The organism is Daejeonella oryzae DSM 19973 (assembly GCF_000422945.1).
GTDB lineage: Bacteria > Bacteroidota > Bacteroidia > Sphingobacteriales > Sphingobacteriaceae > Daejeonella > Daejeonella oryzae.
The window spans coordinates 213,501-228,717 of the sequence record NZ_AUHA01000006.1 but is presented as its reverse complement, the minus strand read 5'-3'; the positions used below and the strand labels follow the sequence as shown (position 1 = coordinate 228,717).

Here is a 15,217-nt window from a genome sequence, read left to right as displayed (position 1 = left end):
ATAAGCGATTTAATTTCAGGCTCCTCAAGCTTTTGTAAAGATCTCTCAATTGAAAGCCGCCCGTTTAAATCTTTTAGCAAATTCTAATTACTTTTGGCATAATATAAATGAAAAACCTCGCCTACCTCAATAAATTCTTCTACAAATACCGATGGCGATTATTGCCGGGAATTATTTTTGTAATTATTTCTAACCTCTTTGCCGTTCTGCCTGCAAAAGTTATCCGTATCGCTTTTGATTTGGTAAATGAGAATATAAGCACTTTCCGATTGTTCAATGGCTTTGAACGCCAGGACATGCTGAACGAGGTTTTTAATTACAGTTTGCTGCTTTTCGGCGGGGCTGTATTAATGCTTGCACTGCTACGCGGAATCTTTCTTTTTTTTATGCGTCAAACCATCATCCTGATGTCGCGGCATATTGAATATGATCTTAAGAACGAGATTTACAACCATTATCAGCAACTTTCAATGGCGTTTTATCGCCGCAACAATACAGGTGATTTAATGAACCGGGTTACTGAGGACGTGAGTCGGGTTAGAATGTACATCGGTCCGGCAATTATGTATACCATTAATACAATTGTACTTTTTCTGCTTATTATCTGGGCAATGGTGAGTGTTAATTTAAAACTCGCTATATTCTCGCTTTTACCCCTGCCCATTCTTGCTATAACTATTTATTACGTGAATACGATGATTAACCTGCGAAGCGAGAAAATTCAGCAGCAATTATCCAACTTATCGAGTTTTGTACAGGAAACATTTTCGGGCATAAGGGTAATCAAAGCCTATGTGCGGGAAGATGATATGCGTAAAAAATTTGCAGTTGAAAGCGAAAATTACAAATCCAATTCAATGGCTCTGGTGCAGGTGCAGGCACTTTTTTTTCCAATCATGCTATTACTTGTGGGATTGAGCACCATTATCACCGTTTATATTGGTGGTATAGAAGTAATAAACGGAACTATTACTTCCGGAAACATTGCAGAGTTTATAATTTATGTAACCCAGCTAACGTTTCCCATCACCTCACTTGGATGGGTGACTTCTCTAATTCAGCGGGCAGCGGCCTCTCAAAAACGAATTAATGAATTTCTGAATACACAGCCGGAAGTAGTTTCAAAATCTGATAACCCTGAAAAAATTATCGGTGGCATAGAATTCAAAAATGTAAGCTTTACGTATCCGGATACGGGAATTAAAGCCATACAAAATATATCATTTAAAGTTCAGCCCGGAGAGTTTGTAGCTATTATAGGCAGAACCGGTTCAGGCAAATCAACCATTGCTAATTTACTGTTGAGGATGTATGATATAGATTCCGGAGAAATTACTGTAGATGGTAAAGAACTCAATTCCCTTAACTTGTCTTCATACAGAAGTCAGGTTGGATTTGTACCTCAGGAAGTTTTTCTTTTTTCAGAAACCATCCGCAATAATATTGCTTTCGGACTGGATACTCTAAGTCCCGGAAAAGTGGAAGAAGCTGCAAAAAGCGCTGCCGTTTATCAGAACATTATGAACTTTGAAAAGGGCTTTGAAACCTATATTGGCGAACGGGGCATCACCCTTTCAGGCGGACAAAAACAACGTGTTTCTATTGCCCGTGCTATAATAAAAGAACCAAAGATTTTAATTTTTGATGACTGTTTATCTGCAGTAGATACAAAAACGGAAGAAGAAATATTAAGCAATATGAGTTCGGTGATGAGCAACAAAACCACAATTCTGATTGCTCACCGGGTATCCACCATTAACAATGCCGACAGAATTCTGGTGATTGATAACGGTAAAATTACCGAACAGGGCACTCACGATGATTTGATGAAAAGAAAGGGTGCGTATTTTGAATTATATGAAAAGCAATTGCTTGAAGAGCAGGAAGTTTAAAATGAAACCCCTCGTTTAAAAATGTGCATCCTTCCTAAGAGTATTTTTTTCGATCTGAAAATAAATTATCACATTGTTAAATCACACGTTTTTAAAGCTTTCTTTTGATAGTTAAGATTAAATTTAAGAGTATTTGTTACTTTAGTTTTATCTACTATATTTACCCCTAACAAACTAAATCAGATAATGGGAGATTTTGAAAATAAAGAGAGAGAAGAGGTTTTTTCAAAAAAGGTAAGAGCTGGAAAACGCACCTACTTTTTCGATGTAAAAGCAACACGATCAAACGATTACTATGTTACTGTAACAGAAAGTAAGAAACGTTTAGAAGATGGTGTTTTTATAAAACATAAAATATTTCTTTATAAAGAAGATTTCGAAAAATTTGCTGAAGGTTTGAAAGAAACCATTGATTATATAAAAGCTAATCAGGACGTTGTTGAAAAGCGTTATGAATATTCAGATCATCCTTCAGACAGAAGCAGAAATGAGGATGATTTTTCATTTGATGTTTAAAAGATCCTAATATAAAATATAACAAAAAGCCATCAGAATTATCTGATGGCTTTTTAATTTCAATCATTCTCTCAGTATCGAAAATTCAATTGCTAAACTTTGCGGTACATCGACCGGTCTTCCATAAAAAATGGCAGGTTTCCATTTAGGCATATGTCTAAGAGCATTTATAGCGGCTTCATCACATTCCTTGTTTAGCCCTGCTGTTATGGTAAAATCTTTTGGAGTTCCATCTTTCCACAATCTATAATTCAAAAAAACTTTACTTAAGCAACTTCACTTCATATAAATCCAGCCGGCGGTCTTTTAAAGTTTTAACGGTTCCGTAATGATGAAGTTCTTTCAGTGCATTCAGGTCTACATCTACAACCAGTACCATTTCTGCATTTGGCGTTGCTTCGGCTTTAATGGCATCTGGTGGAAACGCAAAATCAGAAGGCGTAAATACAGCCGACTGAGCAAACTGGATATCCATATTATTCACCTTGGGTAAATTTCCTACACTTCCAGCAATGGCTACGTAGCATTCGTTTTCAATAGCCCGTGCCTGTGCGCAATGACGTACACGGGTATATCCGTTTTGGGTATCGGTTAAAAACGGTACAAACAGAATCTGCATGCCCTGTTCGGCATAGATACGGCTCAGTTCGGGAAATTCTACATCGTAACATATTAAAATTCCTACTTTTCCGCAATCCGTATCAAAGATTTTCACCTTATCGCCGCCCATCATACCATAATATTTTAATTCATTTGGTGTAATGTGAACCTTTCGGTATTCATCAGTTTTTCCGCTGCGGTGGCATAAGTAAGAAACATTGTAAAGATGCTCCCCTTCTACCAAAGGCATAGTTCCGGAAATTATATTTACGTTATAAGAAACGGCAAATTCCTGTATTTTTTTGAGCGTTTCAGGCGTTAGCTCCGCCAGTTTTCGCATGGCCACAGGCTCAGGTAAATGATTAAATGCCTGCATTAAAGGAGTACTGAAAAATTCAGGGAACATCACAAAATCCGAAGAATAGCCGCTTAGAGCATCTATAAAAAATTCCATTTGCTCATAGAAAGCATTCATATCCGGAAAGAGGCGCATTTGCCATTGCACCAATCCCAGCCTGATGCTCTGATTAGTGGGCGATGCGGATCTGTGCTTCGATTGATAATAAATATTACTCCATTCTAATAAGGTGGCAAATTCCTTTGATTCATAATCTCCTGGTAAATATCCTTTCAATACTTTTTTCACATGGAAATCATTGGCGAGCTGAAAAGTTAAAGTCGGATCATAGATTTCCTTCAACTTCACCTTATCAATATATTCTCTCGGACTCAGCTGATCAGAATACTGATGATAGCTTGGCAATCGTCCTCCCGCCAGGATGCTTTTCAGATTGAGGCGTTCACAAACAACTTTCCGTTCATCGTATAAGCGGCGGCCCAGGCGCAATCCGCGATATTCAGGATGAACAAAAATCTCTATTCCATACATTACATTTCCATTCGGATCATGAGTAGAAAAAGTAAAATTTCCGGTTATTTCGGTATAGGTATGGGCATCGTCAACGGTGGTATAATCTATTACAATGGCTAAGGCACAGGCAACAACTTTTCCATCTACCTCTACACAAAGCTGTCCTTCGGGGAATTTATCAAGCAAAGTATCAATTCGAGCTTTACTCCAGAACTGACCGCCAATTCCCTGATACGCTTCGATCATTGATGTTTTTAAATCGAGATAATCTTTTTCGGTTAATAATCTGGTTTGAATTTCCATAGGGCTTAAATTAAAAACCACGAAATTAGGTAAAATTAAATGGTTAGGTCTTTGGCAGTCCGTTAAACACGTAAAAAATTCAGCAAAAAAATTCCAGGAAACTTTCAATGCAGTTGAAAATCAGGTTAATCTCTTATAAAGATTTATTTCCTGATGTACACCTAAGAGCCAGCGGATCGGGAATCAGGCAAAAACTCTATAAAATAAAAATCGGGTCCTATGGGAACCCGATCTTTATATCTACCTATGAAAACATATCCCCTGGAAGGGATACAGACCTTTACGCAAAGGGTTCTGTAATAGTTACAAGTTTTTTTAAAAAGAATTGTTTTCTGTAATTATAAGGTATTGGTTATTTATAAACCAGCAGCTTTTATAGATGAAATGTTGCAGTTAATGAATTTGTTAAGACTTGGCCGAAAACCTTCAGAAACACAACATAATTTCTATCTTTGCGGCAAAAATCAGAATATGAAATCGCTGCCAGCTGATAAAAATTTTCTAGGAATAGAAGATGAAGCATTATATAATTACGAGTCGAGCAAGGTTGTAATCCAATCTGCTCCTTATGAATATACCTCTTCTTATTTAATGGGTTCTGCTAAAGGACCTAAGGCTATCATTCAGGCTTCGCAGTATGTTGAGTTTTATGACGAAGAACTTGATACTGAAACCCTGTTAAAAACGGGAATTGCAACCCTTCCTCCAATGGATTTTACCGCTAAAGTTGACGCCGATGCAATCGCTCTGATTGAGGAGGAAACAGATAAACTTCTGAATGACGGTAAATTTGTAGTTTCTATCGGCGCCGAACATACGGTAACTTATGGATTTGTTAAAGCCTTTGCTAAAAAATTCAACAATTTAACTGTACTCCAGATTGATGCTCATTCTGATCTTCGCTACAGTTATCACGATAATATTTATTCGCATGCTTCGGTAATGCACCGCGTACATGATATGGGAATCAATCTTTGTCAGGCGGGTATCCGTGCTCAATGTATTGAAGAATCAGACCTGATCAAAAAATCAAATAATATACATACTGCTTACGCACACCAGATCCGGACCAATCCCAACTGGATTAAAGAATTGCTGGCAAATATGTCCGAAAACGTATACATCACTATCGATGCTGATGGCTTCGATCCGTCAATTATGCCTGCCGTGGGTACTGCGGAGCCCAATGGCTTGTTCTGGAATGAAACCCTCGACCTGTTGCGTACGGTTTGTAAAGAACGGAACGTAGTTGGTTTTGATGTGGTAGAATGTGCGCCAATTGAAGGAAGTATTCTTTCAGAATACACGCTCGCCAAACTGATTTACCGTTTGATAGGATACATCTTTGTAAAATAGAACAAAGAGCAAGGAGCAAAGAATAAAAACTCCCAACTCAAAACATATAACTTAAAACTTACAACTCAAAAAAAATGGCATTACAGTGCGGAATAGTTGGTTTACCCAACGTCGGAAAATCAACTCTTTTCAATTGTTTATCAAATGCAAAAGCACAGGCGGCTAATTTTCCGTTCTGTACCATCGAACCAAACATTGGTGTAATTACTGTACCTGATCCGCGTTTAACAAAACTTGCAGAACTGGTAAAACCCCATAAAGTTCAGCCCAACACCATTGAAATCGTTGATATTGCAGGTTTGGTAAAAGGTGCCAGCAAAGGCGAAGGTTTGGGAAATCAATTTCTGGGAAACATTCGTGCTACAAGTGCAATCATCCATGTATTACGCTGCTTTAATGATGATAATGTCATTCACGTAGATGGTTCTGTTGACCCAATTCGCGATAAAGAAATTATTGATACAGAATTACAGTTAAAGGATCTGGAAACTGTCAATAAAAAGATCCAGAAGGTTGAAAAAATGGCAAAAACCGGTGGCGACAAAGATGCCAAGAAAGCATTTGAAGTATGTACCATTGTAAAGGCGCATTTAGAATCGGGTAAATCTGTTCGTACAGCTCCCATTTCTGAAGAAGATCGTGAATTTATAGGTGACCTTTCTTTACTGACGGAAAAACCGGTTTTATACGTTTGCAACGTAGATGAAAAATCGGTAGTTACTGGCAACGATTATGTAAGCCGTGTTAAAGAAGCGGTGAAAGATGAAAATGCTGAGGTGCTTGTTATATCTGCTCAGATAGAAGCCGAGATTGCATCATTAGACAGTTACGAAGAGCGTCAAATGTTTTTAGAGGATCTTGGTTTGGAAGAATCGGGTGTAAATAAACTGATCCAGGCAGCTTACAGACTATTAAATCTGGCAACTTACTTTACCGCAGGTGTGCAGGAAGTTCGGGCATGGACTATCACCAAAGGATTTACAGCTCCGCAGGCAGCAGGTGTAATTCATACTGATTTTGAAAAAGGATTCATACGTGCCGAGGTAATTAAATATCAGGATTTCGTAGCATTAGGTTCAGAAGCAGCTTGCAAAGAAGCCGGAAAATTAAGTGTGGAAGGCAAATCCTATATCGTAGAAGACGGCGATATTATGCACTTCAGATTTAATGTGTAGCCCTTAATCCCTAAAAAGAAATTTAAAAACGAATACTTTTTATATTTTTGCAGCATGTTCCCGTAGTTCAACGGATAGAATTCTGGTTTCCGGTACCAGCGATATGAGTTCGAATCTCGTCGGGAACACATAAATAAAAAAAAGGCTGTTCTTAAAAGAGCAGCCTTTTTTGTTATAATCCAGTTATATTATTATCCTAAAAAAGATAACCGTCTCAGAAATCCCGGGACGGTTATTTTATAGAGTTAAGCTATTTGCTTAAACCCAACTATTTATTTAGCACAAGGCGTTGGAGTTACTGTATTGGATATTAGAGTTACCGCTGTTTGGGCGTACAATTTCCCGGTAACCTTAGTCCCCGAATTTAACGAAATCAAGGTCTTACTTAAAATTGTTCCCTTAAAATCCACGTTAGTTCCAAGAACGGCCTGTCCGGAAACCACCCAAAAGATATTTTTAGCCTGTGCGCCACCGGTTAGATTAATCACCGCATTATTATTTACAGTTAAATCTCCGGCTATCTGAAAGATCCATTGATCATTTGGTCCACCGTTTAAAGTTACACCTGCATCAGATATAGAAAGGTCAGTACTATATTTATAGATGCCGGGTTGCAGAGTCTTTCCGCTGACAAGCAAACCTACCGTAGGCGAAGGACTAGTAAGACCATTTGCAGTAGTAAAGGCTGTTTCCATATCGCTGATGGCTTTGGTCATTTTTGCAGGAGTAGGATCTGAATAATCAGCTGCGTATACTTTGCCAATCACGATAGGCGTGATAGAAAATTGATTACTGGGATCCATTACCAAACCAAAACCTGTAATGGCAGTAGCAGCAATCGGACTCACACCTATATCTCCGGTTATGGAGGTGGTGCCTGTTGTGGATATTCCGGTTTTTGCCAGAATGGAAAAATCGCAGGCTGTATTCAGTTTTACAGCAGATTTGGGGCTTGAATCACAACCAAATCCACAAGTAATAAATAATCCACAACCAGCAGCAGAAGTGTATAAAGCTTCCGTATCAGTATGTGTTACATTTTTAGTAATCACTAATTTATAATAGGAAGTTTGTGAACCGGTAGTTCCCAAATCAAAGCTCAGGTATTTATTGGTTGAGCAGTTTGCAGATTGATCGGCCTCAAAGCTGGGAGAAAAATCAGTCCATGATTTATTGTCCTTACTATAGGAAGCTTGCACTATATCCTCTAAACCTATGCAATCCCCCAAATCAATCCCCCACTTTAGTAAATCAGGAACAGTCCCATTTTCACCATTACCCGGTTTTGTATTTTTAACTTCCCAGATCCATACATAGTTATTACCCTCTTTTTTGAGATAAGAGATATGAACATTGTAAGGACTGCTAGCCGAATTTGATGTGCCGCCTGCAGACATTTGATTTTGTGGTGTACAGCCTTGTTCTGCTATTGCAGCAGAATTGAGAGGGATTTTGGCCTGATCTTTAACACAGCCTGTCATTAATATACCATAGCCAGCAAAAAGAGCTACTGCGGTAAGTTTTGATAAAATCTTCATAGTAAATAGATTAGTTTAAAAGCCAACAACAAAAAAGAAACTTTGTTATATAAGAAATAAATTTTTTTATTTAAAATAAAATATGCATTTGTATGATTTAAAGAAGAAAAAAGCTTTTTGATTTACAGCAAAAATTTCACTACGACCTGAATTCCTGAAATAGGCTCCAGGAGATAGCATATTTAATTATAGAATTAAGTTTGCTAACTAAAGCGTACTGCGTGGGGATAATAGAATTTATATAGGGTTAGAAGATGGTATTCATAGATATTAAGTGTATTTCTTGAATCCCAAAAAATATCACAGGAAAAAAGCGGGGTAAGCTGGAAGCCAAAAAAAGTGCCTTAATTTTTAAGGCACTTTTCAAAATAATAAGAAGAAATGTAATATTATTTTTTATTCCGGTTCATCCAGTTATTAAAATCAATTATTTCTTTTTTCTGGCTTACAATTATTTTTTTGGCGAGGTTTAATAGTCGTTCATCTTTTCCGTACTGTACAAATCCTTCGGCCATATGTACTGCACTCTGATGATGCGGAATCATCATCGCCACAAATTGGTGATCGGTTGCCATACTGGTATCCATTTTAGACATATCCATCATCATCTGCATATTCTCATCCAACACCTGAGCAAATCCTGATTCTTTTTTCTTGGGATCGTAATTTTTAGGAGCTTTATCAAGACTCTCAATAATTCTTTCCAATTCCTTGATTTCTGCTTTCTGCTCCTGATCAATTTTCACAGCCATATTTTTCAGCGTCTCATCCTTACCATTTGTAATCTGATATTGAGACATTTCAACAGCTCCCTGGTGATGGCTTTTCATCATTATTGCAAAATCCTTATCCACATTGCCGCTCATGGGAATCTGATGCATATCGTTCATCATCTGATGCATAGCAGTTGTAAAGCCGCTAGTCTGCTGTGAAACAGTATCACCATGCATTGACATCGATTCATGTATCTCAGAACTTTCTTTAGCGGTATCTGAAGGTGAATTAGTACAAGCAGCTATGCCCGCTGAAAGCAAAAAAATCAGGGTATATATTTTCATTCTTTCCATATATACACTACAGCATGAACATTTTATTGTTTGACAAGAACAGAAAAGCAAACAAACATGTGCTGAATTCTGATTGACAGGAATCCTTTATGTGCTGAAAAATCTTTTATGACTAATAATTCCTGTGGTTGGACAGCGGAGGTTAATTTTCCAGCTCTTCCAATTTCTTTTTAAACTTTGCTTGCATAGCAGGCAAATCATCTTTCAGCATGTTAGTCATCAGGGTACTTTGAATAACCGGCATCAGGTCCAGAAATTTTTGACCCTCGGCTGTATTGTAAAAACTGATAAATTTTTGAATGTCTGATAGGGTGAAATACTGATCATATAATTCAACCATGTCCTTTTCCTGAATTTTCTTTGCGAAAGCAGTCATTTCTTCTTTAACATACTTTTTAAACAGGCTATCCTTTTTAGTTGCCTTTGCGGCCGATGGATTCTGTTCGAACATCCTGGTCATATTATCCATGGTCGATTTCATAGATTTTTCCGAATTCGTCAATTTTAAGAGCTCTTTTATCTTATCTGTTTTTGATTGAGCAGATAGGTTCATGATTGTAAAAGTAAACAGACTGGTTAACAGAATAAGTTTATTCATTTGATGATTCGTTTAGATTTTTCAGGGAATAATACTTTATCCCATCTGATAAATCTAAAATATTAAGTGATAACTAAAGAAAATGAAACAGAAAAAAGGGCGAACGGCATAAATTCCTTGGTAAGCGGTAAAAAAAAACTCATAATTGAACCTGGAGGAAATATCAAAAAAGCATTTTTGATGGAACGTCCATTTGCAAATCAAAGTTGGATCGTTTTGAACCTTTTAATGACGAATATCATATTAATAAGAGCCGCCGGTCAGGCTCAAGAGGATTCCGGATTGATAAATTTGTCATTCAAATCATTAGATCATGGAAAACCTGACATTGAGTACCGAAACAAATAAAAAGCCTGGAACAGCTAATCTGATGAAGGCATTGGTTTATGGAGGCCCGGGCATTATTGAATTAAAAGAAATACCTGTTCCGGTGATTGAAAAATCAACAGATGCTCTGGTGAAGATTATAAAAACAACGATCTGCGGAACAGACTTAGGTATCCTGCACGGTAAGACACCCAGTTGTAAACCCGGAACCACTCTTGGTCATGAAGGTGTAGGAGTTATCGAAGAAGTTGGCGCATCGGTCAGAAATTTTAAAAAAGGCGATCATGTAATTATTTCCTGTATAACTTCTGACGGTTCCTGTGAATACTGCAAAAAGCAAATGTATTCGCATTGTGAAGACGGTGGCTGGATATTGGGTCATCTTATTAATGGCACCCAGGCAGAATTTGTACGAATTCCGCACGCTGATAATAGTCTTCACGCTATTCCTGCAGGAGCAGATGAGGAAGCGCTTGTTATGCTTAGCGATATATTACCCACCGGCCATGAAATTGGTGTATTGAATGGCTGTGTTAAACCCGGAGATACGATTGCGATCGTTGGTGCCGGCCCTATTGGCATGTCGGCATTACTTACAGCGCAATTTTATTCCCCTGCCCGAATCTACATGATCGATATAGATGACAATCGTTTGCAGCTGGCAAAACAATTCGGCGCAACAGATACCATCAATTCAGCATCAGACGATGCCATTAAGCGAATATTAGCTGAAACAAAGGATGGAGTTGATGTAGCAATTGAAGCAGTGGGAGTTCCCGCTACTTTTGATATTTGTCAGCGTATCATTCGTCCCGGCGGACATCTTGCCAACGTGGGTGTTCATGGGAAAAGCGTTGATCTTCAGATTCAGGACCTTTGGATCCAAAACATCACCATTACCATGGGATTAGTAAATACAGATACGACTCCAATGTTATTAAAGACGGTTTTATCAGGAAAAATCGATCCCAACAAACTGATTACACACCATTTTAAATTAGATGAGGTGATTAAAGCTTATGAAGTATTTGGAAATCCGGCTAAGGAGAAATCCCTGAAAGTCATTATAGAACCCTGATCGATTTCTGAAATAGGGCTTTCTTATAATTAAATAAGAACCTGTGGAGGCAAAATATACTATCCTTTCAGCAAGTGCTGAAAGGATAGTAAAATTACTTGGCAATAAGCAGAAATTAGTTTTGAGCAACCGTATTTTCCTTTTCCTTAATCCACTTCACCTGATATTTTTTTTCCAGTCCCGGCTTTAACTGGTCTCTTAATTTTTCCGGGGCGGATATTGTCTTAGGATCTCCATCAGAAACAAACCTTGTTTGATGCTTGATCTGGCTTTTCATAAACGTTTCCGGATTTTCTGTATGTTCTCCTGCCTGAACCCGCTGAATCGCCAGGCGATTGAAATCTTTGGAATACGGAGATACAGAACTAACCGAACCAACCAGCATGACTGCCTGGTGATTGTATTTCGTTCCTTCAAATTCTCCGCTTACTTCAAGCGCCCGGTTTTTGGCATGCATACCCAAAGGCAGGGCCATCGTCTTTACTTCGTAATTTGGTAAAAATTCCCTGATTTCTTTCACGAACATGGAAAGATGCTCCTGAACGCCTGCATCGCTTAATTTAGAAAGCATGGAGTGATACCAGTTATGACTTCCAATCTCATACCCGTTTTTTTCAAGCCATTCCAGTTTTTGCTTTTTATATTCCGGTTGCGCAAATAATCGAAGTGTGGGTTTGATTGCAGGCAGTACATAAAAAGTAGCTGTAACAGGGAAATCTTTGTATTTCTTTTTAAAATCTTCCATGATTCCCAACGCACATTCCGGATCGATAACTAATTGTCCATTCTTCTCTATATATCGAAATTGTCCGGCGCTCGAATCATCCAGAGTAATGGCAAAAGGTGTTTTTCCGGCAGGTACATTTAAATTGCCATAGGCGATATCAAGCACAGATACGGGGTAGAAATCATTATCATATAACATCTGAAGATCTTTCCGGAAATTTTCAGGTGTTCTTCTCCATCGGTCTTCCGGATACCCGATCAGGTGATATTCCAATACCATTACTTTACCCAATTCGTTGGGTGTATAGTTTAAATTTTGCGCAGATGCCACAGTGGTAACACTTTTTACAGAATCGGCTGACTGGTTTCCTAAAGAATCTTTTTCAGAAGACGCAGTGGTTCCGTTTTGTGTACAGGAAACTGATAAAAGACTAGTTAATGCGAATGCGCCAGTAATGATTTGTTTTCCGGATAATATCATAAAATAGATTGATTTACTCTTTTTAAAATTGCGCAATATTACGTTTATTGAACGGGAAGGTTAAAGAAATTGTATTCGATTTTCAAAACTTTATTAATACTAATCTGCTGAAAGAGTTTTTGCAAATCCAGATTGATGCTGTAAAGTAAAAGAAGCTATTCTGTCATAGCTTGAGATATTGATCTTTATTGTTGAGTATGACAAGAATTACTCATTCTCAAAAAACGGTTTCATTTCTCTGTTAATTTTTTCCCTGAGGGAAGTTAGTTTTCGGGCATATTCTGCAAGCTTTATTTCTTTCTCGCTTTTTGGCTTCCATGGTTTTACCGGAATAGGCTTCCCGTTTTCATCCACCGAAACAAATACAATAACACAATGCGTTTTTTTCTCGAACTCTTTCTGACTGAAATTTCTGGAATACACATCAACCGCAATATGAATACTGGTGTTCCCGGTATGGATTACATACGCATTAATTTTAATAACTTCTCCGATGCTGATGGGCTTTAAAAATCGGATTCCTCCTACGTAAACTGTAACGCAATATGTTTCGGCCCAATTTCTGGCGCAGGTATAAGCCGTTTGATCAATCCATTTCATGACAATGCCACCATGAACTTTCCCGCCAAAATTTACATCTGTTGGTTCACTAATAAATTGAAATGATGTTTTGTGGTTATCTGCCATTTTAATAGTTAATCTCCGTAATAATTAATATTCCTTAAGCTGCGCCTTATCGCTGAATAATTATGCTAAATATATATTTAACCTTGAACATGCAAAGTATAGAAAATGCCCTCGCATTCATGTATGAGAAAGACACTCAATCAAAAACAAATCATCCTGTAAAATTACAGGTATTCTAAACGTATTTTATCAAATCCTTCAGTGCAAAAGCAGAAACATAGCATTTAATGGGTGATAATTGTATAATATAATTCTTCACTTGAAGTTTTACGGAAATTCATATATTGGAAAACAATAAATTATAATTGTTTTTAAATCTATTAATTATGAATGATACTGTATTAACTGAGCCTAATTCTGGAAATCTTAAATTAGATATTGAAGGAGTATTTCATTTAAAAGAAACCTGTCGTTGGACCAACATACTATCTATAATCGGGTTTCTGTTTATGGGATTCATATTCGTGTTGACAGTGGTATTATCAATTAAGATAGGAAGCTCTAATTCTTTAGCAGTGGTCAGCGTTATTCCAATGTTTATAATAGCGGTAATCTATGTGTTTCCTATTTACTATTTATGGAAATTTTCAAAATTCTCAAAGCAATCAATTGAAAATAACGATTCAGAATCATTAACACTTGCTATAAAGTATTTGAAATTACATTATCGTTTTATGGCCATACTTATGATAATAATAATTTTGCTCTATGCTGTCGCTGGGATAACTATGTTAATTAATGGGCAGCCAAGCAAACTTTTTTAATAACTAAATATTATCACAATTTGAAGAATTGACGCAGCGCTCTCTGAATTTTAATAATTTAATGCAACGGCTCATTATCTTTAAAAACCACTTTTATGCGAACAGCTGCAGGAAGTTTTTAACCAATCGTAATCAACTTTTTAAACTCATTATCAACATTCCATTTTAACCAAAAAAAGGGAGCATACGCTCCCATTTTCAACCAATCTAACCTATCAAAAACTCTTTAAACCAGCTACTGCCAGGATTATATTTTGTTTATCCGGGAAATAATAATACATAGCCGTTTTAGACATAGAAAGATCCTCGGCAATTTCTGCCATCGAGGTTTTAGAAATCCCGAAATGGCAAAACCGTTTGATGGCGCACCGCAGGATTCTGTAATCCTCCTATTTACACGTAAAATTTTCCGGCCCGCTTTCTACTTATTTATTTTGAAAATAATGGTCCATTTTCTTTTCTTTATAAAATATAAACTCAACCCACATCTTTTTTAAAATACATGCTTGACTTTTAGGTTTAAAGATTTTAATTTAATGGCAAAAAAAAATCAGATGACACAGATTAAAAGATTATCCATTTTTAGTTTAATTGTTTTTGCCCCTTTTTTTTCTTTAAAGGCTCAGGAAACTCAGAAAAAACCTTCGCCCTTTCGTTTTTTGGTTAAGGGAGCCCTGGAAATGGGCGGACAGGATGTGGCCGAAGTGTATTTTACTGACGGCAGTAAGCAATCGGTAAAAACCGGCCAGGGAGGTACTTTAGCACTGGGTGGTGAACTTCGTATACCGGGTGCAGAAAAATTCGCATTACAGGCTAGCGCAGGTTACAAATATGTCACCACTAAAGCCGATAATGCTAATATCCGCTTAACCCGTGTTCCTTTAAGTTTAACAGCCAATTGGATGCCTGTTAGCAAATTCCGTTTCTCTACCGGGCTTATTAGCCATCAGGCAATTAATTTTAATGCGGATGGCGTAGGAGAAAATATTTCTTTCAGTCCAGCCAGCGGGCCGGTTTTTGAAGTTGCCTATAACGGCATTGGTCTTTCATACACATCTATGACGTATAAAGATCAAAATAAAATTGCGTATCCGGCAAGCGCACTCGGGCTTTCAATCACCCTTACATTTCCGAAAGCAGGCAGATAAAATCATCTCATAAAAATCTGTTCAATGTTAATGAGCTTCTTAAGAATCGATTTTGCTATATCTGTATTTCAGCAAGTTCATTCTATTTAG

Annotated in this window: 16 protein-coding genes and 1 tRNA gene; 9 read left to right on the top strand and 8 right to left on the bottom strand. The window is 37.4% G+C overall.

Annotated features, from left to right (window positions below; all coding sequences use genetic code 11):
• The first annotated feature begins 107 nt into the window (after positions 1-107).
• Both G521_RS0111895 and G521_RS0111890 read left to right on the top strand, forming a co-directional pair.
• The gene (locus tag G521_RS0111895; RefSeq protein WP_026898742.1) at positions 108-1,892 is read left to right on the top strand and encodes an ABC transporter ATP-binding protein; all 1,785 of its coding nucleotides are present in this window, start codon (positions 108-110) and stop codon (positions 1,890-1,892) included.
• A gap of 186 nt (positions 1,893-2,078) precedes the next feature.
• Complete coding sequence (locus tag G521_RS0111890; RefSeq protein WP_026898741.1) at positions 2,079-2,408, top strand: DUF3276 family protein; 330 nt, start codon at positions 2,079-2,081, stop codon at positions 2,406-2,408.
• A gap of 63 nt (positions 2,409-2,471) precedes the next feature.
• On the opposite strand, the gene G521_RS0111885 is transcribed toward G521_RS0111890, so the two are convergent.
• Both G521_RS0111885 and G521_RS0111880 read right to left on the bottom strand, forming a co-directional pair.
• On the bottom strand, positions 2,472-2,663 hold the full coding sequence (locus tag G521_RS0111885; RefSeq protein ID WP_081675073.1) for an energy transducer TonB: 192 nt from the start codon (positions 2,661-2,663) through the stop codon (positions 2,472-2,474).
• A 7-nt stretch (positions 2,664-2,670) separates the two neighbouring features.
• The gene (locus G521_RS0111880; protein ID WP_026898739.1) at positions 2,671-4,182 is read right to left on the bottom strand and encodes a carbon-nitrogen hydrolase family protein; all 1,512 of its coding nucleotides are present in this window, start codon (positions 4,180-4,182) and stop codon (positions 2,671-2,673) included.
• Between the two features lie 396 nt (positions 4,183-4,578).
• On the opposite strand from G521_RS0111880, the gene speB reads away from it, so the two are divergent.
• The 3 genes from speB to G521_RS0111865 all read left to right on the top strand — a co-directional run bounded on the left by speB (position 4,579) and on the right by G521_RS0111865 (position 6,841).
• Positions 4,579-5,538, top strand: coding sequence for an agmatinase (speB, locus tag G521_RS0111875; RefSeq protein ID WP_162141792.1), 960 nt, complete (start codon positions 4,579-4,581; stop codon positions 5,536-5,538).
• Between the two features lie 74 nt (positions 5,539-5,612).
• Entirely contained in the window at positions 5,613-6,713 is a 1,101-nt protein-coding gene (gene ychF, locus G521_RS0111870; RefSeq protein ID WP_026898737.1) for a redox-regulated ATPase YchF, read from the top strand.
• 56 nt (positions 6,714-6,769) lie between these two features.
• Positions 6,770-6,841: transfer RNA gene (locus G521_RS0111865), tRNA-Arg, on the top strand.
• 144 nt (positions 6,842-6,985) lie between these two features.
• Here G521_RS0111865 and G521_RS17845 read toward each other — a convergent pair.
• The 3 genes from G521_RS17845 to G521_RS0111850 all read right to left on the bottom strand — a co-directional run bounded on the left by G521_RS17845 (position 6,986) and on the right by G521_RS0111850 (position 9,916).
• On the bottom strand, positions 6,986-8,251 hold the full coding sequence (locus G521_RS17845) for an ice-binding family protein (protein WP_051189719.1): 1,266 nt from the start codon (positions 8,249-8,251) through the stop codon (positions 6,986-6,988).
• 389 nt (positions 8,252-8,640) lie between these two features.
• Complete coding sequence (locus G521_RS0111855; RefSeq protein WP_162141791.1) at positions 8,641-9,309, bottom strand: DUF305 domain-containing protein; 669 nt, start codon at positions 9,307-9,309, stop codon at positions 8,641-8,643.
• Between the two features lie 151 nt (positions 9,310-9,460).
• Positions 9,461-9,916 (bottom strand): DUF2059 domain-containing protein, encoded by a 456-nt coding sequence (locus tag G521_RS0111850; RefSeq protein WP_026898735.1) that lies wholly within the window; start codon positions 9,914-9,916, stop codon positions 9,461-9,463.
• Between the two features lie 66 nt (positions 9,917-9,982).
• Between G521_RS0111850 and G521_RS18315 the strand changes: the two genes are divergently transcribed.
• Complete coding sequence (locus G521_RS18315; protein WP_026898734.1) at positions 9,983-10,264, top strand: hypothetical protein; 282 nt, start codon at positions 9,983-9,985, stop codon at positions 10,262-10,264.
• Entirely contained in the window at positions 10,230-11,321 is a 1,092-nt protein-coding gene (locus G521_RS0111840) for a zinc-dependent alcohol dehydrogenase family protein (protein WP_245580865.1), read from the top strand. The genes G521_RS18315 and G521_RS0111840 overlap by 35 nt, the downstream gene beginning before the upstream one ends.
• A gap of 115 nt (positions 11,322-11,436) precedes the next feature.
• On the opposite strand, the gene G521_RS0111835 is transcribed toward G521_RS0111840, so the two are convergent.
• On the bottom strand, positions 11,437-12,528 hold the full coding sequence (locus tag G521_RS0111835; RefSeq protein WP_051189718.1) for a polysaccharide deacetylase family protein: 1,092 nt from the start codon (positions 12,526-12,528) through the stop codon (positions 11,437-11,439).
• A 207-nt stretch (positions 12,529-12,735) separates the two neighbouring features.
• The gene (locus G521_RS0111825) at positions 12,736-13,215 is read right to left on the bottom strand and encodes an acyl-CoA thioesterase (RefSeq protein ID WP_026898731.1); all 480 of its coding nucleotides are present in this window, start codon (positions 13,213-13,215) and stop codon (positions 12,736-12,738) included.
• A 326-nt stretch (positions 13,216-13,541) separates the two neighbouring features.
• On the opposite strand from G521_RS0111825, the gene G521_RS0111820 reads away from it, so the two are divergent.
• A complete protein-coding gene (locus G521_RS0111820) occupies positions 13,542-13,979 on the top strand; it encodes a hypothetical protein (RefSeq protein ID WP_026898730.1) in 438 nt (145 codons plus the stop codon).
• Between the two features lie 215 nt (positions 13,980-14,194).
• On the opposite strand, the gene G521_RS18040 is transcribed toward G521_RS0111820, so the two are convergent.
• A complete protein-coding gene (locus tag G521_RS18040) occupies positions 14,195-14,353 on the bottom strand; it encodes a TetR/AcrR family transcriptional regulator (protein ID WP_262496286.1) in 159 nt (52 codons plus the stop codon).
• A gap of 162 nt (positions 14,354-14,515) precedes the next feature.
• Between G521_RS18040 and G521_RS0111810 the strand changes: the two genes are divergently transcribed.
• Complete coding sequence (locus G521_RS0111810; protein WP_220096070.1) at positions 14,516-15,127, top strand: hypothetical protein; 612 nt, start codon at positions 14,516-14,518, stop codon at positions 15,125-15,127.
• The last annotated feature ends 90 nt before the right edge of the window (positions 15,128-15,217 follow it).

What these genes read in the sequence shown, in the direction of transcription:
- G521_RS0111895 (WP_026898742.1), top strand. Translation starts at nt 108, where the DNA reads ATGAAAAACCTCGCCTACCTCAATAAATTCTTCTACAAATACCGATGG.
- G521_RS0111890 (WP_026898741.1), top strand. Translation starts at nt 2,079, where the DNA reads ATGGGAGATTTTGAAAATAAAGAGAGAGAAGAGGTTTTTTCAAAAAAG.
- G521_RS0111880 (WP_026898739.1), bottom strand. Translation starts at nt 4,182, where the DNA reads ATGGAAATTCAAACCAGATTATTAACCGAAAAAGATTATCTCGATTTA.
- speB (WP_162141792.1), top strand. Translation starts at nt 4,579, where the DNA reads ATGAATTTGTTAAGACTTGGCCGAAAACCTTCAGAAACACAACATAAT.
- ychF (WP_026898737.1), top strand. Translation starts at nt 5,613, where the DNA reads ATGGCATTACAGTGCGGAATAGTTGGTTTACCCAACGTCGGAAAATCA.
- G521_RS17845 (WP_051189719.1), bottom strand. Translation starts at nt 8,251, where the DNA reads ATGAAGATTTTATCAAAACTTACCGCAGTAGCTCTTTTTGCTGGCTAT.
- G521_RS0111855 (WP_162141791.1), bottom strand. Translation starts at nt 9,309, where the DNA reads ATGAAAATATATACCCTGATTTTTTTGCTTTCAGCGGGCATAGCTGCT.
- G521_RS0111850 (WP_026898735.1), bottom strand. Translation starts at nt 9,916, where the DNA reads ATGAATAAACTTATTCTGTTAACCAGTCTGTTTACTTTTACAATCATG.
- G521_RS0111840 (WP_245580865.1), top strand. Translation starts at nt 10,230, where the DNA reads ATGGAAAACCTGACATTGAGTACCGAAACAAATAAAAAGCCTGGAACA.
- G521_RS0111835 (WP_051189718.1), bottom strand. Translation starts at nt 12,528, where the DNA reads ATGATATTATCCGGAAAACAAATCATTACTGGCGCATTCGCATTAACT.
- G521_RS0111825 (WP_026898731.1), bottom strand. Translation starts at nt 13,215, where the DNA reads ATGGCAGATAACCACAAAACATCATTTCAATTTATTAGTGAACCAACA.
- G521_RS0111820 (WP_026898730.1), top strand. Translation starts at nt 13,542, where the DNA reads ATGAATGATACTGTATTAACTGAGCCTAATTCTGGAAATCTTAAATTA.
- G521_RS0111810 (WP_220096070.1), top strand. Translation starts at nt 14,516, where the DNA reads ATGGCAAAAAAAAATCAGATGACACAGATTAAAAGATTATCCATTTTT.